Genomic DNA, 25,776 nt, shown 5'->3' on the forward strand with positions numbered 1-25,776 from the left:
ATGTTCAAACAGTTGAAAGCCGTTGAAAGCCGTTGAATGCGCAAGATATTCAGTAGGCTTGAAGAACAACTAGCGGCAAACTTGCCGCTAGCTATGTAATTACCGGTTATTTAACCGTGAATCGACCGGTTGATTTAACATACAGTACAACTTCAGTGTCGGCTTCAATAAGGTGCTTACCTTTTACTTCTGAGCTAAAGAAGCTGCTTGGCGATAACGCCGTTGTTGCGGGTTGATTGTTCCATTGGTAGCTTGCACTGCCTTTTACTACAACGGCTTTTAAGTCTTTGTCACTCTCAATGCTCCCCGAGAAGCCCGCGGGTAACTTAACAAAGCTGCCATTAGCCGTTTCTGGTGCGCCCCATAGGTAACTAATTTGAGCATTTCCTGATTCCAACCAAGTCGCGTCATTCACATTCAGCCAGAAAATATTTTTTTCTGCCATGTTGATCGGCCGCTCACCGTTATCAAAGGCGTGATCTTCAGGCTCAACCAAGTAGGGGCCGCTATCAATTTCAAGGTAAATTAAATTCTCTTCGCCATTGGCCGCAGTGATATGACTTTCGCCAGCAGGCTGAATCCAAAATGAGCCACTGGGTAACCACATCTTTTCAGCACTAGGGTCGTCGTTATGCATAAGACCTTCAATAACAACGCCGCGGTAAGTGATGTTGTGAATATGCGGAGGTGAAGAAAAGCCCTTTTGGAACTTCACTAACATGCCAGTGGCCATATCCTTAGTACGGTCACCCCACAAATCGGCGGCTTTAGGGCTAGCCTCACCTCGTGCTGGATTAAGCATTCCCCAGTTAATGTTATCAGTAGAAATCACTGTATGGTCATCAGCCATTACAGGTAAAACAGTGGCGCTCAATAGGGTAGCAAGGGCTGTTAGTTTTAGTTTATTCATGGTTAGCATTCCGTAATATTAGTAAGTTAAAAAATTGTTTACGCCGCAATTCAGCATGACATTTCAGTGAATTTTTAGGCTTGATTCACTGACGTCCTGTTAGCGCTCTAAAGCGCCAAACTTGCTTACTGCGAAGTCTTGCTACGCATTCTACGAGTGAAGATTAATTCGATAAACGGGCCAATTTTAAATATACTTTCGCGAAATCGTGGATAATCGAAATATAGAGTCAACTCACTAATCCAATCTTTTTGCCTGTCACCAAAGGGGGTCCCATGAAAGTTGCTGATTTACAGGTAGTATTAAAAATTGCTGAACTTCAATCCATCACTGAAGCGGCCAACCAACTAGACATGAGTTCTTCGGCGGCGAGCATTGCCTTAAAGCGCATTGAAAACGCGCTAGGAACTCAACTATTTGTGCGAACCACTAGACAGATAAGGTTGTCTGCAGAAGGTGAGCGCTACCTTCCCTTGTGCCAGCAAGCGCTAGACCTGTTACAGCAAGGTCAAATGGCAATTAATGAAGAGAAGCAAGCCATTAATGGTGAAGTACGCATGGCCCTATCATCAGAGATGGGACGAAACCTTATGCGCAACTTACTCAATCAAGTGATGGAACAGCATCACGATTTAACCCTGCGCTTGCATGTTAGTGACAGCCAGGTTGATTTCTATCGCGACGGGGTAGATGTGGCACTACGGGCGATGATTACCGGCGCAGCAAAAGAGACTAATTTTTACGGATTTAAGATTTGTAATATCCCTCACCTACTGTGTGCCTCTCCAGACTATCTAGCCAAGCATGGAACCCCTTCATCGCCTAAAGACTTAGCTGAGCACAATGCCCTGCTATACAAGCTGTATAAAGTAGTACACGATAATTGGCTGCTGATTAAAGACGATGAAGAATACAAAGTAAAAATGGTCAGTAACCGTGCGGCTAATGACGGTGATTTGGTGCGTCGATGGTGCATTGACGGCGTCGGCATTGCTAAAAAATCTGCTATTGATGTCGCTGAAGACTTAATGGCCGGTCGCCTGCAACGCTTTATGAGCGACTACCGCATACCGGTGACTGAACTTTGGCTAGTATTACCCAGTCGTCAAATGATTTCGCCAGCAATTAGGCTAATACGAGACGAACTTAAGCAAAAGATTAATGCTTTACGCCTAGAGCTTATCAAACACAATCTGTTCGACGAACATGAGTGGCCTGAGCACCATTAACACTCCCATTGTTAGTCCTCACACCTAGAAGCCTTTATTGGATAGGCACTACGCTAAGGTGATTATCCCATTGCAGCGCCGTGTGTTGACGCTTTAACTTATTCGATGTTTGGAGCAGCTGCCCTTGGCCGGTTGAGGCCACCCAACCTTTCTCATGCGCCGCTAAACCACATACATCATCAACATGTATTAGTTGTTGAAGCTCTCTGTCAGCTTCAGACCAGGCCGCTAGTTTAGCGCCTCGCGGGGAGCTCGCTAACACGGTGCCATTACTGCACACCACACTGCCAATATAGTGTTCAAACAAAGACCAATAATCTGCATCGGGATCTAAGGCTTGGCAGGCTTGCTCGCCTTTGTGGGAGTATATGAGCGAGCGAACTGTTTGTTTAGGGTTTTGCCCTTGGCATGCCAGCCACACAGTATCTGTTTGCGGCGAATAACTAAGATGACGAATACTTAACTGTGAATTATCTAGGCTACGGCTAAGCATTTGCTCACCCGATTCACTGTTTAAATACACTAACGCAGGCTGCATATCATCAAGATTAAGTTTGTCTCTACCTTGAGTATGAATACCGCCTACAGCCACCACCAAACGTTTGCCCGGCAGGAGTAATAATTGGTGGGGGCCTAAACCAGCGAGTGGCCATGTTTGGCTTAGTTGCCACGAGTTTTCCTGTTGTAGATACACCAATATAGCCCCTTGGCTATTAGCGGTATAACCTGCGGTAACGTAAAGCTTGTTTGCATCTTCAGAGAACACCGCATGCCCGTAAAAATGCATCGATGCTGGCGGCGTAAGTTCATGGACTGGCTGGCCAGTATGAGGGTTAAACATTGCGATGTAGTGACCGGGACGACGCGCGATACACGCGGCAACGGGCTGAGGAGTATTCGCTACCGCCACATAATGACCACGTGCAGGCAAATCTAGCTGATAACGCAAATCGCCATTGCTAGCCATTGCGCTGAGTTGGTGTTTACCGTGTTGCTTGGTGCAGCCTAACAATAGGTATTCTTCGGCCTGCGCGCCCTCACTCGTTAAAGCATGAGCAATGCCTGCGGGGCTAAATAAACTGGCTCCCGCAGCTAAGCTCAACATCTGTTGCAACAAGCTACGGCGGCTAAGTTTAGTCGCCATCGTTATTATTAAACCCTAACTCTATCTCTAAAGCCTGCGGTATTTGATTAGCAAACAAGCTATCTAACTTGGCGAGCTTAGGCTCGGCCAATTGCCACGCCTCTAGCGATGCATTATCACCGCTGGGTTCTTGGCTTGGCATTAACGGGACTAAGTCGTTAAATTGCCCACTCACTTGTTTAGCCAACTTTGCGTCAACACTGCTTAAGTACAGCGCTAAGTCTTGCTCGTATCTGTTATGCAGCAATACTAATTGCTCGGCCAATAATTGAGCACTAATGTCGGCGCGCCACGCTTCGCCTTGATAAGGGCGCAGACGTTGGTGTTTGGCCGAGTACATGGCGCGATACTTACGTAACATCACGCTAGTTTGTAGCCGGTAACTATTGAGTACATCGCTGCGCAGTTGAGCTATTTCTAAGGCTGCTAATTCGCTACTTTGCAGGCCACCGTGCACCTGTTCTATCGCACTAACATAGCGGCTTATTGTGCCCGGTAATAACGAGCAACGTTGGTGGTCGCTAATTGCTTCAAACAACAAATACTCATGAACTCTAAGATTACTGTGGGTATCGCTTAGCGGCGCTGGCGCATTAGACAAAGCCGCTTTTACTTTGCGCCCTGTAGTATCTTTTTTGTCTGGCCAGTAACTGATTGCCCAGTTTAACTTTAAGTCGACCAACGGGCCTAACGCGCTTGATTGTAACGGCAAGTACGCTAAATAATTTTGCTTCCACATTTGCTGGGTATTTAGCAAACCTTGCACGCTTGGCTCGGCGCAGTAACGTTCAACTTGTTGTTGATAGCTGTGCGCTTGCTGAAGCAAGTTAGCACTGGCTTTAGCAATGCTTATTTGCTCCTGCTGCAGCCATTCTGTTTGTGATGTTTTAGCATACGCGCTGGCACAACTAAGCCCCAGAACCCCTAATACGCCTAGGGTAAGGCCGCGTAAAAACTGCTTATTCATGGTCAATCCTTAGAGTGAATTAACAAACGCCACTAGCGCCTCGCGCTGGGTTTTGTCTAATTTGGCAAAGGCTTGCTTGGCCGGTTCAGCTTCTCCGCCATGCCAAACAATCGCTTCGGTAACATTGCGAGCGCGCCCGTCGTGCAGTAATTGGCTGTGGCCATTTACCGTTTCGGTAAGCCCCACGCCCCATAAAGGAGGGGTGCGCCACTGCTGCCCGTTGGCAAGGTACTCGCCACGGCCATCGGCTAACTCTGGTCCCATATCATGCAACAACATATCGGTATAGGGGTAGATAATTTGCTCGCTTAATGCAGGTAAGTTATCACGCTTAGCGGTAGTAAAACTGCGTTTATGACAACTATCGCAACTGACTTGGCTAAATAAGGTATCACCCAACGCCACTTGCTCGGCATCTTCAATCCGGCGTTTAGGCACGGCTAAATGCTGAGTATAAAACTCAACAAAACCCAGTAGTTTGTCGCTCACCTCTGAGCCATCGGGGTCTACGCCCGAGGTCGCCTTCAAACAATCGATTTGAGCAGCAGTACAATGATCTTTGCTGAACAACAAACTCGTAATGCCTATGTCACCATTAAATGCCGCGGCGTTTTGCTGCATCAAGTTCGGTTGGCCGGCCTTCCAACCAAAACGACCAAGGGTAAATTGTTGCTGCTGCGCATCCCACACTCGGTTGGCAAGGCCTCGAATGCCATCGTTGTTGCTGTCATCTGGATCGGCGTTGGCCAGTATGTCTTGCTCACTAATGCTTTCTAGCAAACCCAAACCGATCATTGGGGAGGCAATACGTGGCGAGAACATGGTATCGGAGTGCATCTCACCATAACCCAGCTGATCCACTATCAACTCAGGGTCACGTAAGGTAATGCTGCTGCCATCGGCAAAGCTAAACGGTTTGTCGGTATAGGCAAAACGTACTCGTGCTTCTGGCTTAATCCCAGGGTTGGCTTGGTCTTGAATTTGTCCGCCATAAGTTGGCTCTGGCACCACTCCGTTTTGTGCCTCTGTGGCTTTTTGCTCCTCGCTTACTGCGGGAATGCTAATGCGCACTAACATCGACACCGCGTTGGTAGCGCCAACCGGAGCTGGGTGACCGCGGCCGTCTTTAAGGTGGCAGTTCTGGCAACCATTAGTATTAAACAGCGGGCCTAAGCCATCACGCGCAATAGTAGTGGCAGGCGCGACTACCCAAGGGTTACGAAAGAAGCTATTGCCAGTACTAAAGTTAAGCCTACCTTCAAAGTCTAAGTTGGCGGCGGGCAAGGAGAAGGCATTTTCGTCGATGCGAGTAGTAGTGGTATCACCACCGGGCTTTTTAGGATTGGCAATGCTGCTAACGCTGGTTGCTAGCAACACTAAGCCAGTTGTTAATAAAATATTTTTCACGCTCACTCTCTCCCAAGAATGGTGGAACAAAAACCACGAAAGGGAGCTTATGCTCCCTAATGTTATTGAATGCTATTTTTTAGAATTCGTGGTCTGCGGTATCAGGATTCAGGTTCTCAATACCTAATACTTTTGCACTGGCTTCAATGGCGCGTGTTTGCTCCACTAACGCTAAGATGGTGCCATTAATTAAGGCATGACCATCGGTATTGCTGGCGGCAATCAATTGATCAAAGTAGACACCGCTTTGTTCGGCGCTAGCCACTAACTTGGCTGTTTCTGCCATAGACTGATTAAACATTTTGGTATTGCTGGCTGCAACAGCCGAGTCTTTTTGTTTTACCAAATCGTTCAAACTTGGGCCACTTAAGGTAGAGCCGTCTAAACGTTTGAACTGACCAAAGTAAACATTACTAATACCTTGGTTATTGTAGTAGTGCGAGTTGTGAGTGTTGTCGCTAAAGCAATCGTGCTCATCTTCGGTTGAGTTGGCTTCTAGTGCAACTTTCATGCGTTCGCCCGCTAGCTCGCCCAAAGACAAACTGCCCATACCAAACATCATGCGGCGTAGCGCTTGCTCGCTAGGCTCAGCGATCAATTTAGTTTGGTAATCACCGCCTTTTTGCCACTGCTTGCTCATCCAGCTTAAGTCATCAATTAGCAGTTGAGTCACTGCCGCTAAGTAAGCCGCACGGCGTTCACAATAGCCATTGGTACAGGTGTCGCCTTTGGCGTAATCGGTGTAAGCACGCTCACCCGCTCCTGCTTTAGTGCCATGTAAATCTTGGCCCCAAAGTAAAAACTCAACCGCATGGTAACCGGTGGCTACGTTTGCTTCAGACCCAGCCAGTTCGTTTAGAGAGGCCAATAGCTCTGGAGTAATATTTGTTAAATCAACGGTGTCTTCGCCCACTTGCAAGCTAGTGTTTGCCACAATGTTGGCGGTGGCGCCAGGGTTGCCCAACTCATATTGGTAGTCTGTTGCTACATAGTCGATTAAACCTTCGTCTAGCGGCCATGCATTAAGTTGCCCTTCCCATTCGTCAACCACTGGGTTACCAAAACGAAATACTTCGCTTTGTTGGTAAAAACGACGAGCATCTAACCAAGCTTGCTTAGCAGCATTTAAAGACTGTTCTGACGGGGCGTTAATTAGCTGCTGAGTAGCTGTTTGCAGTGTTACTGCACTGCTGAGTGAATCGCTGTATACCGCGTGGGCTAACTCAGCATAGTGCTCAACAACATCATTTTGTTTTACCTCAGCGTAAGCGATATTTGCTAGCAATACTGAAGAACCGAGTACAAGTTTAAATAGGCGCATTGTCTTCCTTTTCAAAATGCATATGAGAATCGTTATCATTATGTTTACCATTAAATAAAAGTAAACAAAAAAATGCATATTTGTGAAAATTAGTTAAACACTGATCCAGATAACACGCCGCAAAAACGCCATAACGATGTAATTAAGTTGTCATATAATTCTCGTTAAATACCCGCGCACAGTTAATTTGCTAGCAGTAAACGAGCGAAAAACACTAAGGCCAGTGAACATTTTTGCCTTAACGCCCGTTCTTATTAATTAGTTCAACAACTTACTTGAGGGTAATTGAGATAGTATGAGCACGCTTAATGGAAAGCAGTTTTGGAAAGCATTACGCAAAAAAGGCATACCACCTTCTGTTTTTGCGATGAAAGCCAATTGTTCGTTAAACAGTGTATATAACTTGAAAGAGCGCAATCATATTCCAGAGAAATTTGCGCTAGTGTTAGAACGATTTGCTTAGGTCTCACCTAGTGTTGTTGATAACGCTAGAGCCTTAAGCTCGGCGCAGAACAACATGCAATAAGTATATGTAAACGCCTTAAGATACGGGTTTATAGCATTGCTAGGCAATGTTATAAACCGACTAAGCCCCTGTTAAATAAGTACTATGCCAGCCTTAAAAACTACAAGTTCAAACACATAAATTTGCTGTTAAGATCTTCGCTGTAATCAGCAAACGGCCCACAAAACTCAAAGCCATGTTTCAAGTACAAACCATGGGCTGGTACAAAGTAGTCCATAGAACCGGTTTCAAGACTGAGTCGCTTAACGCCGCTGGTTTTAGCTTGCTCAATAAGGTGCAGTAGCACTGTAGACGCCACTCCTTGGTTCTTATAAGCGGCAGACGTTCGCATAGACTTAATCTCAGCATGCTGTTCATCAAGCTGTTTAGTGGCCCCGCAACCAGCCAGTTTGTCACCGTCCCATATTGTCCAAAACTGCACACTTGGATGTTTTAAGCCGGATAAATCTAGGGCATGCACACTTTCAGGTGGCGAGGTAGCGTGCATATCATCAAGGTGCTCTTGCAGCAGCTCAATAATTTGTGCACCAGATAAATCATCAAGTTTAAAAGTAAAGATAAGCGCTTCCTTGTGCTTAAGTGACAACAAGCCTTAATTTACAAAACTATTATTAATAAACCAAGTCATTCAGCCCATTAAGCCAATGGGCCACTGAATGAAGGCTATACCGCTGCTGTTACCGACATCTCTACCAATATTTCTTCGCGGGCCATATGGGCTTGCACACAGGCGCGTGCTGGCGGGGTAACGTCGGCGACCCATGCATCCCATACTTTGTTCATTTCCGCAAAATCGTCCATGGTTCGCACGTAAATAGTCACGCTAAGCAATTTAGATTTGTCGGAACCCACTGTGGCTAGCAGCTCTTCCACTTTTTCTATGGTGGTTCGCGTTTGTTCGGCAATGCCATGGCTGGTGTCTTTAGCCACTTGGCCACACAAATAAACGGTGTTGTTGTGCACTACCGCACGGCTCATGCGGGCTTTACTCTCGAAATGTTGAATAGACATGGTTAGCTCCTTATTAAAAAGGCTAGCAGTGCTAGCCTTTGTTTATCTGGTTCACTGCTTTAGCGAGCTAAAGACAGCGGGTAATTGCGTTGTGCTGCCAATTGCTCGGCTAGCGCTAAAACTTGGCTATAGGCCAAGCCTTGGGTGCTGTTTAATTCATTTAAGGCTGAATGCGCAAGTTTATCACCAAGTAATCCCAAATCACGGATGTTGTCGATAATTTGCTCGGCGGCGCTTAGGGCTGAAGAAAACTTAACAATCTCGGTACGCGCATAGTGGGTTTTATCAAAAGATACACTAGCAGCACGCAGGCTTGGATCACTACCCGGTATTTGTTGAGCGCCAAATAGTGGCCGCCCAGCCACACTTGCATCACTAAAACTCGGCAAGTAACGCGACATATGCTTTACCGCCTCGGCGGTGCGCTGTTCTACTTCTTCAGTTTGCCAGCCTTGGGTTAACTTACGGGTAAGCATTGGGCTTAACTCTGGCTGAGCACTACTCTCGCTGGACTTTACCAAACCACCTTTAAATAAGGTGATGGTGTCGGTCATACCATGTAGCTGAAATAAACCATCTGGGTAAGGCGTTAACTGCGCCATACCGTTAGGTGTGCCGCGCTCGCCGTGCACAATTAGCTCTGGCCAACGGCCTTGTTGGCTGGGCCAATTAGCTAAATAAGCGGCCTTAAATTCGACCATGCGACTGCGGCTAAGTTTGGCCATATCATCGATGCTGCCACTGCGGTAACCACAAGCATTAATCAGGTAATCTACTTCTATACTGTGGTTGCCCTGCTCGCTTTGGTAATCCACTCGCCAGCGTGGTTTATCTCCTTTGAGCTGTTTGATGTGCGTCACTTTTGATTGGGTATAAACTTGGCAATTGGGCAGTTGCTCGGTCGCCAGTTTTACCATGGCTGCTACGCGCAACAAACTTAAACCGTATTCCTGTACTTGTACAAAAGGAAACTTAAATGCCGATAAATCGAGATGTTTAGCCACTGGGATCATCCACTCATCCATTGATTGTGGCTGCTGCGGCGTTTCTCGTGTGGCTAGCTCTTCTAGCTGCTGTTTATTGTATAAACGGTAGTAGTCTTCAGCGGGGCCAAGCTTTTGGTTTTGCGGATCGCTTTTAATAAGCTGCGCATAGTGAGCTTGCACCTTACGTAAACGTGGCAATAGCGCCTCTGGCTCACCAGGGTCGTTGCTCGGCACACTAATCACCGTGGGGCGAAGATTGACCGCATGCGGAAACACCCGCAAGGTATTAATTGATTGCTCCAGCAGCTTAAGGCATTGCTCGTCGGAGATTTCTCGGTACAGGTTACCGCCGGCATGTAAATGGCAAGCCGGAGGCCCATTCACTAAGCTGGGACCTGCTTCAAACAGACTAACATTGGCGCCCAACTCAGCCAGCTTAAGCGCTGCTGCTGAACCGGCGATTCCACCACCTACTACGGCGACTTGAGGCGAAGTTGAATTATTCGCCGTCACAGGGTGAGCTTGTATCACTAAATTTCATCCGCAAGTGAAAAAAACTATAACGTGATTATTCTAACTGCCGATCAGTGACATTGAAATACAATTAGCACATTTGGTTTGGCACTAAGTAGAAGAAAACGTAGGAGAAAGACCAAACAACCCTACCCAATAAACGACATAACTTATAAACGTAGTGAGGCAGTAACCTTTTTCTGCTCATTACATAAGTCAGTTACTCTAGTGTAAGAAGCAGCAAACCCCTCAAGTGAAATAACTTGCTTAGCAGGGATCCCTTCTCCAGCAAAGTTGGTCACTGGCTGCTCAAAACTGAGTACTTCGGTGTTTTTTAAGCTTTTAACCAGTTGGCTGGATACTTCACTATTTTGTTCAAGTGACGCTAAGCGTCCGTCTAGATACATCGTTTTAGTCGCGATGGTCAAAATGTTGTGATCAACTTTTACCCCGCCATTGGTAGCACAACTAAGTTTAAAAATACCGTAGTGATCCACCAAGCCTACTAAAGCATGAATATTGGTTTTAAGACTGCCCGCGCTAGTAAATAACTCTTTATAACTAATTTGAGCATGATTACTTATCACTTCATTGGGTTGGTTTTTCACCCTAAAGCTGTTGTAAGCCTGTAACTTAGGAGAACAAACTAATACCACTAAGCTTAAGTAAATTAACGATTTCAAAAACTCCTCCTTGTTGCTTTGTTATGGCGATAACAGCCTGTTTGATATGAGAACACCTAGCTGTTTCACGCGTATTACCGAAGAAACTGGCACATCCTTATGCCAGCACCGACCCGCCTTACACTTTAAAACCCAATACCAGTTCGTTTTGTTGATGAGCAAGCTCATCCAATTTATTGCTAACCTTCGCCACTAAGTTCATTGAGTGAGAGTTTGAATCTGCAACATGGTTAATATCTTCTAAGCTGCGTGCAATCATATTTGCAGTGGTGGTTTGTTCTTCGGCAGCATGTGCAATTTGGTAACTCATCTGGCTAATTTCGGCGATGCTGGTTTGAATATCCGTCATTGCTTTGTTGGCTTGCGCGGAGTGCTCTACGCTGTTTTTCATTTCAGCCACGCAGCGCTGTATGACTTCGTTGGCGTCTTCTGACTTAGTTTGTAAGTTTTGAATCATGTCTTCAATTTCGCTGGTTGCATCGGTAGTGCGCTTGGCTAATACCCTTACTTCATCAGCCACAACAGAGAACCCTCTGCCCTGCTCGCCCGCACGTGCAGCCTCAATAGCGGCGTTTAAGGCAAGTAAGTTGGTTTGCATAGCAATTTGCTGAATCACGTCCAAAATAGAGCCAATATCTACACTCATTTGTTTAACCGCAGATACCGCTTCTACCGACTCGTTCAGTTGCCCAGACAGCAAATTGATAGTGGTGGTATTGTTACTCATCACCAAACTACCGGTGTGCACCGCTGTTTCCACATCCCCTACTTTTGCCATGGAGCTTCTAGCACTGGTTTCTACGTCTTTAACAGAATGTTCCATTTCCGTCATCGCCGTTGCTACGCTAGCAGTTTGCTGGCGCTGCTCGCCTAGTCGCGTTGTGGAGTCTGACATTGCTAACTGATTTTGTGCTGACACTTCCGCCAGATTGGTGGAGGTTAAACCCAGCTTTTGCAAAATGCTCTGCAAGTGGCTAGCCAGAGTATTGATATGTGAGCCGAGCTGTTCAAATTCAATAAACTTATTATCGTCTACCCGTTGGCGCATATCCCCATCGGTTAGCGCCTCCAAAGTAGTCAGCATTCTTTGTAATGGCTTACGCACGTTTTGCGCTAACAACCACGCCAAAAACAGCAAGAAAGCACTCACCGCACCACCAATAAGTAAGGCGTGTTGGTAGCTGTCTTGATAAATGTGTTCAGCACTATCTATTGCGCTGTCTTTGAGAACTTCAGCTTCATGTCTAAATTCACCTAAAATCGCCAACGCTATATCCACTTCCTCGGCTAGAACGGCAATGTTTTGATAAAGCATGTTTCGCGACTGAACCGAGCGATAGTGCTGATCAAGCACTCCGCCTTTTTTGCCGACATCTTGAATAAACTGCGTCGTCGCTTGGTCGAAATGCTGCTTAAGTTCAGGTAACTGAGTCACCAGACCTTGGTAGGAAAAATTTAACTGAGTCACGCTACGTTTATTATCTTTCATTGCCTTAGCAATGGTTTTTATGTCGTCACTCGCTAAGGCATCCGAGGTGGTGGTTTCGGTTTGTTTAAGTTTCTCGAAGTAGCTTTTAGCCATAAGCTTTACCGCGAGGTCTTGCTGGCTATTTACAAACTCGCTCATACCAAGGCGCAACTCGGTTTGTAGTTTTTGGAATCGGCGAGCAGTAATTCGACGCTCTTGTTGAGCGGCAAGCTGATTGCGGTAGTTGTTCATTGCTAACTTGGACTCAGCAAAATAACGCTGTTCAAGCGCTAACAAGGCGCTTAGCTGTTGAGCCAAGGCTGAGCCTTGCTGTGTGGCATGTTTGAGTTTATCTAAAGCTGCGATGAAATCTTGATGGTTTTGCTCAAATTTATTGGCAAATAATTGCTGGCGCTCGCTGTCTTCACTCGTGAGGAAGTCTTTAAAAGTTTTATCGGCAATCAATAAATTAACACTGGTAAGGTTGGAGTACGTCACCAAAGGTAGGGCATCAGAATTGACCAATAACAACTGTTGATGAACCCTGCTTGTGCCATTTAACATCAACACTACCGTGACAATAAACAGTGATACCATCACTGCAAAACCTATGTACATTCGCCTAACTACAGAGGTACTAGCCGATTTTTTCTTTGAAAACACTCTAATCATTACATCACCAAGAGTTAACTATATTCACTATGTCCAATATCGCGACACCAGCAATAACCACTAATAAGAACACACCAATCCAAATCACTAGGCTCACCTCTTCTTGGATAATTTGAGTAAAAAAAGGGACGAGGAACAACACTAAACACACCCTTGCAACTTACAGTGTTTAGCAGTGACGTCTTTTAGTCGCGGCTTGTTCAGCTCTCTGCCGCGACTAAAAAGAACTCACCAAGTTGTATCCCCGCCTACACCCCATGAAAAAGGTAAAGAACGAAAGGAAACGTTATGAATTGCTAGCGGCCTACTACAAAAATCAGTAGGCCATGTTTACGCGATTACCACCAAACATCCGCTTGGAAACCAACAATGAAATCACTGTCAGATTCACCAGAATCATTAGTGTGAGTCCAAGATTTAGGTAAGTAGGTAGCTAAGAAGCGAACTTCTGGTGCAGGCCCCATACCTGTAGGGAGAATAAAGGTTGGTGCTACAGTAATTTTCGATTGATTAGACGTTGCGCCACTCCAGTTGTTATGTACGTAACCTAACTCACCTTGCACATAAAAATGGTCACTAACAGGGAAGGTTGGACGAACCATCGCCGAGATCCAGTAATCGTAATCACCTAAGTCATTTTCATGGTGGTCGTTGTACTGAGCTTGGATAGATGGGAAGAAACCAATACCGTTATCTAAGGTATAGCCACCCCATAACAACAAACGTGCAGAAGTATCTTTTTCATCAACCATGGTCAACAGTCGATTAGCATCACCGCCGCCTGAAGCGTTGCTCCACGTCCAGTCTGGATGCTCACCTTGAAACTGCGAACCAGGGTGGTAGGCGTTATATGAGGTAATTGTTCCCGCAAGTAAGTTGCCTGAACCTAAACCTCTACCAGCTTGTGCAATAATTTTAGAAAAGCCATTGCCTGGAATACCAAAGAAACTATTTAACGTATAAATCGCGGTTAAATCGTAACCCGTCTCGGCCCACTCTTTACCATCGTAATCCCAGTTGTCCGGCATGGTTTTATACATTGCAGACAGCTCTAAAGACCCATAAGTCACGGCAAACTGAAAGGCATGCATTATGTTGTTTAGGTTTTCTAAGTTACCGGCATCATCGGTTGCCCAACGGTCGATATCTGGATCAACGCGGTCACTGGCAATATATGCAAAATCAAGTAAAGCATCGCCCACTTCATAGCCGGTAATACCTACCCCTGTACCCGACATATCTGAGTAGAAAAAATCAGTCATAAAGATATAGTTATCTTTACCGTATTCGCGTTTACCACCCCAGAATACGCCGCTAGAAGACATTCCATCAAACTCAATAAACAACTGGCCAAAACCCATTTGGAAGGCATCAGCACTGGCGCTTAATGAACTCTCTTGGCCATAGTCTCCCAAGCCTACGTTTACTTTTACCGAGCGTCCGTCGTCAAAGGCCCAGGTATTCGCAAAGTTAAGGCTGGCATCGTTATCTGCCTCTAAACCTAAACGGCCAAGCGTTTCTTTTTGGCCAGCAAAGTTGGCTTTTTTAAAATCGTTCTCAGCACTTGTTAGCAGCCCAGCACGAAAGTAACCATGAAACTCAAAACCTTCGGTAGACGCATTGGCACCACCAGAGAGAGACAAGCTAGACACTGCGGCTAAGCATGCAAGCGATAGTTTAGACAATTTCATTTTAACTCCATTAAAAGTCAGTATTTTCCATATAAAACAACCATCAAAAAAGTAAGCGCTTTCTTTTTATGGCCAAAAAAATGAAAATCTCCAATGCACTAAGCTCACAAAGCCGCCTTAAGAGGGCTCATTGAGGCAAAGACCAGTAAAAACACATTAAAAAACTTTCATTTTTAGTATAAATACTTAGTAAAAAACATAATGTGACCCCTTCCACACAAAAAGAAAGCGCTTACTATTTATATTTAAATGAACATTAATAAAATTAAAACAATGACTTAGGGTGATTTAGATGAGTAATTAAAAGAGATAAGTTGAGAGCTTTGTAGTATTTCCACACTCTAGTTAACTGTCGAAAGCGGTTAACTAGAGTGTGGAGATTGGGATTAACTGCGCTTTACTGTGCCTTTACAGCCTTAACAAAAACCTCATTGGCATTGATCAAACCTGCTTGTTCAGCGTCTTTAACAATTTTTAAAGCTTTATCATAGTTTCCATCGGCCACTGCTTGCTGAATCAGTTGCTCAAATATTGCCGCCACTTCTGGCTCTATGGTAGAGATCTGCGTATTGATCGTCGCAGAATTGGCGGAAATGCTATCAACACTCGATTGGCTAGGCTCAATGGTTACGGCACGAGTACTGGTAGCTACCACCGCCGCCGCTGCAACGGCCTCAGCAGATTGCTGCCCTGCAGGAATATAATCAAAAGCGAGGCGAGCCGCGCCAATAGCCGTATGCGGTATTGGCTTGTTCATATGAATTTTCATGTTCACATCAACTCTGCCAGTTTCAGCCGCCTTACTGTCTGGTGGGGTCAACTTAGTTTGCTGCTGCATTGCTTCGGTAGTGGTAAAAACCAATAGATACTTGGCCTTTTGCTGGTTGCCGTAATGGCTTGGCAACAGAATATTGCCATAGTAGCGATCTACCGTAACAATTGAGCTGGAGTCATATTTAATGGTATTGCTATCAAATAATTGTAAAGGTTGATGCTCTTCATCAAGCACTAAGATAGAAGGCACAAACACACTATTTACAATAGGCGCTGATACATCAATATTTATGGCCCCCACCGCGTTTGGCAGCTCAAAGGCCTTAACAAATGAGCGGCCAGAGCTAAAGCTAAATACCGGGTCACTCGCGGTAATAGTGAAGTCTAACTTACCTGGTGCTGTCACTAACTGGTAATCGAACTGCGTTAAGGAGTCACAGCAGATCGGTGCCCGTGCTAAGGCTGCATAGCCCTCCTCTGGAGACACCTTTTGAATCTCTTTAGTATCGTCGGTGCCATAGTCCACCACCATGTTTTGATTGCTACAGGCAGCTAACGCTAACATCATACTCGCGGCCAAAATGGTTTTCATAACTATTCCCTTTGTTTCTAGCAATACCCGCCAGCGTAAACTATATGGGACTTCAAAGCCCAATACACCCTCGCTGCTTATTGCTTTTTAATGTGTGCAACTTGGCATTTCTTAGTAAAAATACCGACTGAGTTCACGTTCGACACAGCAAAGTAAGCGCTTTCTTTTTATCAATGTAATAATTCTGCAGGTAAATACAAGGCAAATATGAACCAAAAGCACATTTTGTGAGCTACCTACAAGGTCACACTCACGCCAATATGCTCCACACAAAACCATGAGGCATCACTGTAATGAAGGTTTGTCGACAAGAGATCTACTACCCTTTGTTGGTGATATTCACCATAAGCCTTATGTTATGGCAACAATTTGGTATGGATATCACTCTCACCTACCCGGTTAATCAGCGCGTTGATGCAACACTGCTTAACGATGACATAAACGGCGGAGCATCCATTGGCACTATTTCTACTCAAAACGACAGCCTAAGCCTGCGCTGCAAAACAGTCAGTTCCAATACCTTCCCTTTTTGTAGCATGCTGATACCACTGGCCTCAAAACAAAGCCAATATGCAGACCTCTCTAAGTTCGACACCTTAAACATAGACTTAACCACCGTTGATTTAAAGCGCGATACAGTGCTGATTTACTTGCTCAATCATGAGCAGAATTTACCCAACGGCGTCGATAAAATCAGTCATACTCGCGCCAATATTCAAGCTATTAACCCTACGATTGGCCGCGCTCAATATCGCTTAGCGCTAAATCAGTTTTATGTGCCTTCGTGGTGGGTATTTGCTAAACCCTTCAACATAGACACTGCAGCCAAACTAGACAACGTAGAATATTTACAAATAGCCACTGGTGACAGCCGCTCACTCAAAGACCTTGAGATAGCCCTACATGCTTTTAGCTTTAGTGGTAAATGGATCAATGCTAAAGACTTGTACTTTTTACTGCTTTCACTGTGGATAGCAAGCATCATAGTACACGCCATTTACCTTGCCGGTAAAATGCATAGCAAATACATCACATCTAAAAGCAAAGCTGAAGAGCTTAATAAAATCAATAGCTTTCTAAGTATTGAGCGCGATAAATACAAAACGATGGCCAAGCATGATCCATTAACCAAGTTGCTTAATCGAGCTGGCTTAAGTGGGTCATTATCTAAATTAATGAGCGAGTTTTCTCATTCTTCTCAAGCAGCCAGTTTAATCATGTTTGATATTGACCACTTCAAACTGATAAATGACCAGCATGGCCACGATACTGGAGACCAAGTATTGATATCTATCAGCCAAAAAGTATCTGAGATGATTAGAGATCAAGACGTATTTGCCCGTTGGGGTGGCGAAGAGTTTGTGATTGTTTGCCCCAATACCCAATTACAAGGAGCCTGTGTATTAGCCGAGAATGTAAGAGCCCAAATAGCGAATAGTCAGCTCATACACCAAGGCCAGGTTACCAGCTCCTTTGGTGTGGCACAGTTGAACTCTGCAAACATAGATACTTGGTTTAAGCGGGCCGACGAAGCCTTATACAAAGCGAAAACAGCTGGACGAAACCGGGTTGAGTTAAGTTAAGCCTCCCTTGTTAATGTTTTTCTGAGCCGCTCAAGATAATGTAGCGCTAAATGAATGTGTAGAAAGAGCCCAATGAAATAACACCAAACTCTTTTATCTGGCTCAGCACTCTTATCATTTGACTCACCATATCAAGCAGTGAAAAAGGAAGCATAGGCTTCCTTTTATCCAATTCAGCCTCAGTATTTAGTAGAAGTAAATGTTGTCTAAATACACACTGTCGCTAGTGGTTCCCCATAACTGCACACCTAATTGCGACAGACTAGCGGCATCAAATGATCCTGGTTGAACCATGTCAGTAAATACCAATTCAACACTGACCCATTGCTCGGTGACCACCGGCAACATGGTATGAATGACTGGCCCTGTCGCCGAAACCACTTGAAATACTGCTTGGCTAAGACCACGGGTGGCATACATATCAAAACGTAAACCGGTCATCGCTGAAGCATCAAGCACTCCATCTTGAATACCAAATTGAATACCTGTAACTCCACCTTCCACCCCATCAGGAATTATCTGCAAACGCGCAACATTATTGCCCGCTAATTGTATTTCGCTATAGCTTGGCGCATTCCACCAGTTATCAGACCAATAAGAGATCGGCTTATCTACCAACAAGCTATCGCTGTACAAAACCAATACATCCTCATCACTCACACTTGGATTATCTGCGGCAACACTTGGAGCCGGATTTTCTGCTGTTAGTACTATCTCTAGAGTGGCGTCTCCGCCCAATAGTTGTTGGTTCTGTTGTGCTGCGCCAAAGCCGCTGGCATCCGCTTTAACCTTATGCTCGCCTTCTGCAAGCGTGAGATAAGCTACACCACTGGTGTTGGTTGTTGCAGTTTGCTCTCCCACCGTAACCAGCGCACCAGAGATCGCTTGAGCAGACGGGTTCAATACTGTTACTGCTAATTCAAAGACATTTGATTGGCCTGAAAAATAGAGGTTGTCCAAGAATACGGCTTTGCCCTGCTCTCCCCACAACTTAATTCCAGCCATTGTTAAACTTGCAGGATTGAGCACCCCATCGCCGTCCCCGTCAGCGTCTTGCATAGCGGCAAAAGGAATTTGATAAGACACCCATTGCTCGGTTTGCGGCGAGGCTACGGTATATAAGGCTGAACCATCATTAGAGACTAGATGGATCTCCATACGACTAATGCCCGTCTCTAGGTACATATCTAAGTTCATATTCACGTGAGAAGAGGCGTCAACACTGCCATTTTCAATGCCAAATTCAATCCCAGTTACACCGCCTTCAACACCTAAACCAGCAATCTCATAACGGGCGTAATCGTTATCATCTATTGCCCCAGGAGAGTAAAATGGCGCACTCCACCAATTAGCATTCCATACCGATACATAATGATCTTGAGGTAAACTATCGCTAAAAATAACCACTGCTTCGTTATCTGCTAACGCAGGTGGTTGGGGGGCCGCAGCGCTTGGCTGGCTCGTCACCACCTCTTGGCTTAGAAAGTAAATATCGGTTAACTGTAAGCTGTCATTACTCGCACTATCGAAAATCAATCCAAGCCAAGTGAGCTGACTAAAGCCATAAGGTAGAGGAACTTCCATTTCTAGCCACCCATCATCTAATGGCGCGCCAGTACTCAAGGCGTAAGCTATCTTAGATTCTGGATTATTTGGCCCCTGTAATACCACCTCTACTGCGGTAAATGAGTTAGCTTTTACTTTAAATTTGAGGTGAGTATAAGCACCAATCGCTACCGCGTTTTCGGGTTCGTTACCCCAAGCAATAGCCGCCTTGTTTCCCCAAACGGTACCGCTCGTAATATTAAGGGCTTTGCCTATATTTGGGTCCGTCACATCGCTTATTACACTGCCAGAGCCCCAATTATCGCCCCAATGTTCAATGTTGTAAGAGCTATCGTTATCGGAATGAAAAACGTATAAAGGTCCACTCACAGTAGGCAACGCCTCTAAGCTAAGAGTTAAGCTTACATCTTGCTCGCCAATCTCAATGGCTTGCTGGTGAGCTTGATAACCCGCCAAGCTCACGCTGAGTAAATAACTGTCAGAGGCTAAACTAAAACGTACTTTACCTTCAGCATCACTATCTTGAACTTGATCGGTTATCGTTACCTGAGCATCAGTTAAGGGTAACTGACTATTGGCATCTACCACGGTAACAGTAATTTGATATATATCTTCTGGTTCGGACGTGGAACCACCATCGCTACTGCCGCCTCCGCAACCAATCAGTAAGGCACAATATACGGCCAAAATGAACATTTTAAGCATTTCAATCATCACTAATATCCTTATTAATTATAATGAACTTCAGGTACAAAAGTGCCTACCCGGTTGGGGACAGCAAGGCAAAAAAAAGCTTGGTTAAGCCCTTAGGACTTAACCAACAAAGTGGAATTGCGCTTTAATCAGCGCTTATTTGAGGTGTTTTCTACGGATAAACAGCAAGCTGACCAAACTAAACAGGCTTATCAAACCGAAGCTACCGCCGCCCGAGTCACCGTCTGATTGAGGATCCGACGGCTTAGTAGTGGCTTGTACGGTAAAATCTAAGCCATCGCGAGTTGTCAATTGGTTGTTGGAGTTGTGCTCTAAACTCACTTGCAGGGAGTAGCTGCCATCAAGCATAGAGGCGGGTTCAAACTGCAAAGTAGTGCCTTGCATCTGCGGACTAGGCAGTTCATCGGCTTGCCAATATAAACTGTAGTTGTCTAAAGGTTCTTCACCTTGCTCTATGCTTGCGGTTACTGTAACCAGGCCACCAGCGGGATTAACCAAGCGCGTATCAACACCGCCTTGAGTTAAGCTAAGTTCAACACTGGCTAAGCTATCATTGGGTTCGGAATCATTTGCTCTCGGTGCATTTTCATCACAGTAGCTAGCATCACTACTATCACTCAATTGGCAATGGGCAATATAGTCAACTTCCATGGTGGCCAGCTGCAAGTTAGGGTCAATAAAGCCGCCTAAGTTGCCCCCCATGGCCAGATTAAGCAATACAAACATAGGCTCTTGGTATTGGCTACAGCCACTAATATCTTGGCTAACCACTAAGATTTCATCTACATAAAAATCAATCTTATCTTGAGTCCACTCCATGGCGTATTTATGCCAATTAAGAACATCAGAACCACCATTTGGATAACTGTAACGGTGCTCTTCACCACAACTGGACACATTAAAAAAGTTAGTAATATAGGTATTAGGCTCGTTAGAGAACCATTCCCATACATCAATTTCACCTGCGCCTACATTGGGCCAATTTACGTTATCACCATCACCTTTAAGGGGTTGCTCAGAAATGCGGTTTTCTAGCATCCAAAATGCTGGCCAAGTACCCGCTTCTAGGTTGTGGAAACGGATCCTTGATTCAACACGGCCATAAAGAAACTCTTGCTTATCTTTTGAGTTTAAACGCCCAGATGTCCAGGTTTTTTGTTGCCCACCTAAGGTGGCACAATTTTGCGTTTGTTTGCGGGCGATGATTTTTAAGGTACCGTCCGATACCTCATAGTTACGCGCAGCGGAATAATCATCATCGGTATAACATTGCACTTCGTTGTTATAATTGGCCTGCGTTTGGGCAGTCCAATTACTCCAATCTACTCGGCTTCCCTCAAAAGAATCTATCCACTGTACTTCCCAGCCAGCTGAGGCTGACTGCGTAAGGGCAAAAAACAAACCAGCCATCATTGCTGTTTTCTTAGTTACAGTAAGGCCGTTAATTGCATGTGCTTGAGTAAACATCTTGCTCACTATCCTTGATTTAAGCTGACCCGATCCGCTGCGCAGCTGAACACTACTGGGCGAAACGGTGAGATATAAAAAAGGCGATGATAAAACAGGTTTAATCATCGCCTCTGGCTTACGCGCTAACGACTGGTACGCTAGCTAATGGTTAGAGGCGCTTTACTCTAACCAAGAGATGTTACGAATCTCTATATTGCTTAGGGTTGGCGCACTGCCACCTGATTCAGCATAAAGATCCGCAATCGTGAACGGTGAATTAACCACACTTAGATCGGCAGCAGCAAAATTAGAGAAGCTACTTAAATCAATAGTATGCTCAACCCACTGGTCAGTTAGGGTATAACCTTGGCCTTCGTTAAAACGTACCCAATGGTTAGTGCCGCCCGACGCAGTGGTTTGGAAACCAAGGTAGAAGCCATAAGCGGCATCGCCTTTAATTTCAAACGTAACCTGCGTAGAACTTGAAAGGTTTGTAGTTTCTCCTGGAATACCTACCCCAGCGCCCCAACCCCAATCTTTGGCAGTAGCAGGATCTGAAGCAATAGTAAGTACGCCGGTGGCGTCATCAACACCCGCCCATGCGGTAGCTGGGCTATCCCAACCATAGGCAACAGCTCCCTCATACAGAGCAGTGCTCAGCACAACAAACTCACCCTCTTCAGGAGGAGTAACAACAGGAGCGTAAGGAGGAGGTAAAATGGAGGCCATTAAAGTAGTGAAATCGCCACCAAAACTCGCAGTAAACGACGATACATCACCACGGGTTAAACCTGCGCTATTTAACGCCGCGACTTTATCCCAGGCTAAATACTTAACGTTGCCGTCAATATCAATTAAACCAAAGTGTTTCTCTGAATGATTAGGGTTACTTTCATCACCTTTCCACGGCTCATCAAACGCTTGGAAGAAAAACAGCGATGCACCAAATTCATTGGTAAAGGTACGCATCGCATCGTAAAAGGCTTTTTGCTTATATTCATCAGCCGCTTGTGTGCCACCCGCACCAAAGTTCTCATTTGAAACCGTAGACCAACCGGTTTCACCAATGTGAATTTGCTTGCTTGAATCAATGCCATTGATGAAGTCTTGTGCCACTTTAATTTGCGACAAAGTATGCTGGTAAGCTTTTTCCATTGCTGAATCAACTTGCTCTTGCACGCTTAAGTCTTGTTCGTTGGCAGGTACTTTCCAATCAGCTGAAAAAGTAGGGTCGTATAGGGTGTCGTGGTGCGCATAGGTATGCAAAGACACATAATCCACCGCTTCAATAAGTGCGATAAGATCAGCTTGCTCACCAATATTGGCACTGTCGTCGATCCCTGCCCAAACGGCGTGGTTATCAGAACTGGTAATCCAAATATTGGCCACCGATGGATTCTCAGATTTCCATTGCTGTAAATCGTTAACGTGGCCAAGAATAATGCCCGGTACTACATGGTATTCAGCCCAGTTAACCATTGCTTCATTACCTACAGCAATCACCTTAATGATCTCTGGGTACGCTAGCGCAAGAGCTTTAGCTTTGGCCATTTCTAAGGCGTTTTCTGGATTTTCTTGGTCATGGATGACTTGTTGATCAGTCCAAGAGTTTAAGGCATCAACCCATACTCCTAACTGCACATACATTTCAAAAGACTCATCGTCGGCCATCAGCTCAGATATGGCTTGCAATAAGTTCTCGGTATTACTTTTACCATCAAGACCAATAAAGCCTTGAGTGTTGTAGGTGCGAAGCATTTTAATGCCCATGGCCGATAATATTTGCATGTCTTCTTTATGCATATCAACCGTGGGGACATTAGCACCACTTTCTCTCACTGTTGAACGCCAAGCACCATAAGAAATAGCTAAGTAATCGGGATTACCTAATATTACATCGCCATTTAGCGCGCTTGGATACACATCGCCAGGGCTAGGTTGAGGAGCAAGCTCGGTGCCCGTTCCCGGTCCAGTGCCAGGATCACCCGATTCCCCAAGAGGTTCATCGGCACACGCCACCATTAACACCGACATGGCGGCCAGCAAAATTGATTTTAAACTACATATTTTCATCTTTTTTCCACCAGTTAAATTGAAACAATTAACCTGATTTTTCCTTGAAAATGAGAATCCGTTTAGCGCATTCTCGGTGACAGCTTAAGAAGGAGCCACTTTGCAAAGCGGCTCCTCAACGAAAAGTTACGGTTGAGCACTAAAGCTGATGTTGTCGAAGTACATCACAGCGTCAGCAGGGCGAACTTCTACGATAGGGTCATCAAAGTCGGGGAATACAACCACTTCAATCATGTTTCCCTGGGCAGCAGCTGCGGCAAACTCTGGGTGCTGACTGAAATCAAAGGTCAGCTCTTCCCATTCGCCTACCTTAGTGTTGCTAGCGATAATTTCGGCTCCCCATTGATTAGCCGCGGCTAACTTAAGACGTACCGCACTGATTTTGTCTTTATAAACCATCATCTTCACGGTGCTGTTGCTGGCGTTAAGCTCAAAACCTTCTACAGATTTAGTCACTGCGCCAGCCCAAGGTGCGCCAGCTGCACGAGCGGTGATTTTAGCCACCGTAGCAGAGCTGTTTACGCCCGACGTATCGGGATTAGCAACAAACTCCATCACTGGGTTGTCGTCATTCTCAAAAACTTCCCAACTTAAGGTTTTGGTCTCAAAATCAATGCCTTCATCGATGGTAACCATAGTGTCATCGCCAGCAATCGGTGCTTCGGTGCCACCGGTGGAAGAAACTTGAACATTATCGACCAAGTATTTAGAACCAATGCCGGTTCCCCATGCAGGGAAGATCATCACTACATCAATCGCACTAAGATCTACACCTGCTGTTTGTAAGGCTGCTAAATCAACACTGTAATGCTTCCAAGTATCTAGTTCTGGCAGCTCAGCAAGGCTAAGTTCGGCAAAACTAGTACCACCGTTTGATTCAACTTTAAATTTCCAATCGCTAGCTCCACCCTCGGCGGTCAATTTCAGATCAAAGGATATAGATCCCCCATTTGACCAAGCACTCGCATCAATAGGTGATCCGTCGGTAGCACCGTGGTCGGCACGACTACTAAAGCCATTGACCTGCTCACCCACTACCTCAAACTCGGTGGCGGCTCCATAATTGGCATCACTATCGGTAACAACAGGAGGAGTAGTTCCACCGCAGCAATCCCACGCTAGCCAGCTTGGGTTAGCCACATCATTAAAGATAACCACAGACTCACCTGCTGGTGGGTCTACTGGGTCTACTGGGTCTACTGGGTCTACTGGGTCAGTAGTGGATTCTTGTTCAACAAAGGTCACGTCATCCCAATAAAAAACTTTGTCTTCACTGGCATCCACCAAAAAGTCGAAGAAAATAGACTTTTTATTAAAGGTAAACTCGGGGTTAAGTTGCTGAGTACCTTCGGCTACATTGGTAAAGTCAAAACTCAGTTTTTCCCACGCATCAGCCACCGTGGTATAAACGCGAACCTCAGCAGTTTGCGTGTCGTCGTCGGCATTTTCTACTTTCAGTAGCACTGGCACGCCCGATTCCGGTGAGTACACCCAAACGCTAATAATGCTGCGGTCTTGAGTGATTGCCAGGGTTGAGGTATCGCCTAACGTGGTACCAGCCCAATCTTCAGCTGCTGCTGCTTTGGTGGTTTTAATTACGGTAGCGCTAGTGCTAAATGCCGTAATGTCACTTAATGTAGGGTTGGTAGCCGATAGCTCAGTAATCGCACCGCCAAAGTCAGTCATAGGTAAATCAAGCGATAGCTTAGTACCGCTGTCAGCATCTGGATTCGTTGGCTCGGCTGGGTCTAGCGGATCAGTAGTATTACCGTCTGCCACAAACTCTACATTGTCTACGCGGTAAACTGCACCCTCACCTTCACTCCAAGCTGGGTAGATTAAGATGTTATCAATGTTACTTAGGTCTAAGCCTTGGGTCGCTAAATCGGCTAGGTTTACACTAATGTGTTGCCAAGTATCTAACACTGGGGCGGTGATCATTACTTCAACTTCTTCACCGCCAGCATCATTTTGAATGCCGCCATTACTTTCTAATTTAAATGCCCAGTTAACATCGCCTGGACTGGCTGTCATTTTAAAGTCAAACTCCAAAGTACCAGCGCTTTCCATCGCACTCACATCTAGAGCACCACGTTCACTATCACGTACAAAACCTAAAACCGCAGGCTGAGCATTAATAGCAAACTCGGTCACCATGCCGTAGTCACTAAGTTCAATGGGGTTAGTTGGCGTGGTACCACCACAACAGTCCCATGCAGGCCAAAAAGGGTTTACCGCGTTATTAAATACAATTAGGTCATTGCCTACGGGATCAGTAGGTTCAACAGGGTCAGTTGGCTCTACGGGATTTGCTGGAGTTTCATCATTCGCCGCTTCATCAGCGCAACCACTTAAAGCGAGAGCCAAAGCAGCAGCTAGCACTGCATTAGCCAATTTAAATTTGTTGTTTGTCACAGTCATTCCATGTGTCCTTGATAGTTATTAACGTCATGTTTTAACTAAAAAACGGATTATTTTTGCCTCCCAAAAAAGAAAG

At 45.4% G+C, this 25,776-nt stretch carries 19 protein-coding genes; 3 read left to right on the forward strand and 16 right to left on the reverse strand.

From position 1 onward, the window contains the following. Positions 1-106: 106 nt before the first annotated feature. Positions 107-850, reverse strand: a complete 744-nt coding sequence (locus tag Q4549_RS06785) for a DUF4437 domain-containing protein (protein WP_303550581.1) — start codon at positions 848-850, stop codon at positions 107-109. 335 nt (positions 851-1,185) lie between these two features. On the opposite strand from Q4549_RS06785, the gene Q4549_RS06790 reads away from it, so the two are divergent. After that, positions 1,186-2,139 (forward strand): LysR family transcriptional regulator, encoded by a 954-nt coding sequence (locus tag Q4549_RS06790; protein ID WP_303510355.1) that lies wholly within the window; start codon positions 1,186-1,188, stop codon positions 2,137-2,139. Between the two features lie 34 nt (positions 2,140-2,173). On the opposite strand, the gene Q4549_RS06795 is transcribed toward Q4549_RS06790, so the two are convergent. The 4 genes from Q4549_RS06795 to Q4549_RS06810 all read right to left on the reverse strand — a co-directional run bounded on the left by Q4549_RS06795 (position 2,174) and on the right by Q4549_RS06810 (position 6,978). Further along, entirely contained in the window at positions 2,174-3,283 is a 1,110-nt protein-coding gene (locus tag Q4549_RS06795; RefSeq protein ID WP_303550477.1) for a DUF1513 domain-containing protein, read from the reverse strand. Then, positions 3,273-4,250, reverse strand: a complete 978-nt coding sequence (locus Q4549_RS06800; protein ID WP_303510351.1) for an imelysin family protein — start codon at positions 4,248-4,250, stop codon at positions 3,273-3,275. The genes Q4549_RS06795 and Q4549_RS06800 overlap by 11 nt, the downstream gene beginning before the upstream one ends. 9 nt (positions 4,251-4,259) lie before the next feature. Beyond that, the gene (locus tag Q4549_RS06805) at positions 4,260-5,657 is read right to left on the reverse strand and encodes a di-heme oxidoredictase family protein (protein WP_303550480.1); all 1,398 of its coding nucleotides are present in this window, start codon (positions 5,655-5,657) and stop codon (positions 4,260-4,262) included. Between the two features lie 79 nt (positions 5,658-5,736). Beyond that, positions 5,737-6,978 (reverse strand): imelysin family protein, encoded by a 1,242-nt coding sequence (locus Q4549_RS06810; RefSeq protein WP_303550483.1) that lies wholly within the window; start codon positions 6,976-6,978, stop codon positions 5,737-5,739. A gap of 295 nt (positions 6,979-7,273) precedes the next feature. Between Q4549_RS06810 and Q4549_RS06815 the strand changes: the two genes are divergently transcribed. Next, positions 7,274-7,441, forward strand: a complete 168-nt coding sequence (locus Q4549_RS06815) for a hypothetical protein (RefSeq protein WP_303510343.1) — start codon at positions 7,274-7,276, stop codon at positions 7,439-7,441. A gap of 163 nt (positions 7,442-7,604) precedes the next feature. On the opposite strand, the gene Q4549_RS06820 is transcribed toward Q4549_RS06815, so the two are convergent. The 7 genes from Q4549_RS06820 to Q4549_RS06850 all read right to left on the reverse strand — a co-directional run bounded on the left by Q4549_RS06820 (position 7,605) and on the right by Q4549_RS06850 (position 15,894). Continuing rightward, a complete protein-coding gene (locus Q4549_RS06820) occupies positions 7,605-8,090 on the reverse strand; it encodes a GNAT family N-acetyltransferase (protein WP_303550486.1) in 486 nt (161 codons plus the stop codon). Positions 8,091-8,167: 77 nt separating this feature from the next. Next, positions 8,168-8,515 carry a RidA family protein gene (locus Q4549_RS06825; RefSeq protein ID WP_303510338.1) on the reverse strand — a complete coding sequence of 116 codons (348 nt, stop codon included), beginning with the start codon at positions 8,513-8,515 and terminating at the stop codon, positions 8,168-8,170. A gap of 59 nt (positions 8,516-8,574) precedes the next feature. Beyond that, the gene (locus Q4549_RS06830; protein ID WP_336622621.1) at positions 8,575-10,032 is read right to left on the reverse strand and encodes an FAD-dependent oxidoreductase; all 1,458 of its coding nucleotides are present in this window, start codon (positions 10,030-10,032) and stop codon (positions 8,575-8,577) included. Positions 10,033-10,184: 152 nt separating this feature from the next. Further along, entirely contained in the window at positions 10,185-10,697 is a 513-nt protein-coding gene (locus tag Q4549_RS06835; protein WP_303550488.1) for a hypothetical protein, read from the reverse strand. Between the two features lie 118 nt (positions 10,698-10,815). After that, on the reverse strand, positions 10,816-12,837 hold the full coding sequence (locus Q4549_RS06840; RefSeq protein ID WP_303550490.1) for a methyl-accepting chemotaxis protein: 2,022 nt from the start codon (positions 12,835-12,837) through the stop codon (positions 10,816-10,818). Positions 12,838-13,175: 338 nt separating this feature from the next. Beyond that, the gene (locus Q4549_RS06845; RefSeq protein WP_303550494.1) at positions 13,176-14,528 is read right to left on the reverse strand and encodes a carbohydrate porin; all 1,353 of its coding nucleotides are present in this window, start codon (positions 14,526-14,528) and stop codon (positions 13,176-13,178) included. A gap of 397 nt (positions 14,529-14,925) precedes the next feature. Continuing rightward, entirely contained in the window at positions 14,926-15,894 is a 969-nt protein-coding gene (locus tag Q4549_RS06850) for a MalM family protein (RefSeq protein WP_303550496.1), read from the reverse strand. Between the two features lie 293 nt (positions 15,895-16,187). Between Q4549_RS06850 and Q4549_RS06855 the strand changes: the two genes are divergently transcribed. Then, on the forward strand, positions 16,188-17,477 hold the full coding sequence (locus tag Q4549_RS06855; protein WP_303550499.1) for a GGDEF domain-containing protein: 1,290 nt from the start codon (positions 16,188-16,190) through the stop codon (positions 17,475-17,477). Between the two features lie 186 nt (positions 17,478-17,663). Here Q4549_RS06855 and Q4549_RS06860 read toward each other — a convergent pair whose 3' ends face one another. From Q4549_RS06860 to Q4549_RS06875, 4 genes are all read right to left on the reverse strand, one after another. Then, entirely contained in the window at positions 17,664-19,757 is a 2,094-nt protein-coding gene (locus tag Q4549_RS06860; RefSeq protein ID WP_303557113.1) for a carboxypeptidase-like regulatory domain-containing protein, read from the reverse strand. A gap of 135 nt (positions 19,758-19,892) precedes the next feature. Continuing rightward, entirely contained in the window at positions 19,893-21,224 is a 1,332-nt protein-coding gene (locus Q4549_RS06865) for a glycoside hydrolase family 16 protein (RefSeq protein WP_303550504.1), read from the reverse strand. 162 nt (positions 21,225-21,386) lie between these two features. Then, positions 21,387-23,279 (reverse strand): hypothetical protein, encoded by a 1,893-nt coding sequence (locus tag Q4549_RS06870; RefSeq protein ID WP_303550506.1) that lies wholly within the window; start codon positions 23,277-23,279, stop codon positions 21,387-21,389. Positions 23,280-23,405: 126 nt separating this feature from the next. Continuing rightward, a complete protein-coding gene (locus Q4549_RS06875; protein WP_303550509.1) occupies positions 23,406-25,700 on the reverse strand; it encodes a hypothetical protein in 2,295 nt (764 codons plus the stop codon). Between the last annotated feature and the right edge of the window lie 76 nt (positions 25,701-25,776).

Origin of the sequence: Agarivorans sp. 2_MG-2023, from assembly GCF_030548085.1 — a bacterium.
Lineage (GTDB): Bacteria > Pseudomonadota > Gammaproteobacteria > Enterobacterales > Celerinatantimonadaceae > Agarivorans.

Excerpts from the sequence above, each read along its gene's own strand:
- Q4549_RS06860 (WP_303557113.1), bottom strand. The coding sequence starts at position 19,757 with ATGATTGAAATGCTTAAAATGTTCATTTTGGCCGTATATTGTGCCTTA.
- Q4549_RS06875 (WP_303550509.1), bottom strand. The coding sequence starts at position 25,700 with ATGACTGTGACAAACAACAAATTTAAATTGGCTAATGCAGTGCTAGCT.
- Q4549_RS06865 (WP_303550504.1), bottom strand. The coding sequence starts at position 21,224 with ATGTTTACTCAAGCACATGCAATTAACGGCCTTACTGTAACTAAGAAA.
- Q4549_RS06850 (WP_303550496.1), bottom strand. The coding sequence starts at position 15,894 with ATGAAAACCATTTTGGCCGCGAGTATGATGTTAGCGTTAGCTGCCTGT.
- Q4549_RS06815 (WP_303510343.1), top strand. The coding sequence starts at position 7,274 with ATGAGCACGCTTAATGGAAAGCAGTTTTGGAAAGCATTACGCAAAAAA.
- Q4549_RS06855 (WP_303550499.1), top strand. The coding sequence starts at position 16,188 with ATGAAGGTTTGTCGACAAGAGATCTACTACCCTTTGTTGGTGATATTC.
- Q4549_RS06800 (WP_303510351.1), bottom strand. The coding sequence starts at position 4,250 with ATGAATAAGCAGTTTTTACGCGGCCTTACCCTAGGCGTATTAGGGGTT.
- Q4549_RS06825 (WP_303510338.1), bottom strand. The coding sequence starts at position 8,515 with ATGTCTATTCAACATTTCGAGAGTAAAGCCCGCATGAGCCGTGCGGTA.
- Q4549_RS06810 (WP_303550483.1), bottom strand. The coding sequence starts at position 6,978 with ATGCGCCTATTTAAACTTGTACTCGGTTCTTCAGTATTGCTAGCAAAT.
- Q4549_RS06870 (WP_303550506.1), bottom strand. The coding sequence starts at position 23,279 with ATGAAAATATGTAGTTTAAAATCAATTTTGCTGGCCGCCATGTCGGTG.
- Q4549_RS06845 (WP_303550494.1), bottom strand. The coding sequence starts at position 14,528 with ATGAAATTGTCTAAACTATCGCTTGCATGCTTAGCCGCAGTGTCTAGC.
- Q4549_RS06785 (WP_303550581.1), bottom strand. The coding sequence starts at position 850 with ATGGCTGATGACCATACAGTGATTTCTACTGATAACATTAACTGGGGA.
- Q4549_RS06790 (WP_303510355.1), top strand. The coding sequence starts at position 1,186 with ATGAAAGTTGCTGATTTACAGGTAGTATTAAAAATTGCTGAACTTCAA.
- Q4549_RS06795 (WP_303550477.1), bottom strand. The coding sequence starts at position 3,283 with ATGGCGACTAAACTTAGCCGCCGTAGCTTGTTGCAACAGATGTTGAGC.
- Q4549_RS06840 (WP_303550490.1), bottom strand. The coding sequence starts at position 12,837 with ATGATTAGAGTGTTTTCAAAGAAAAAATCGGCTAGTACCTCTGTAGTT.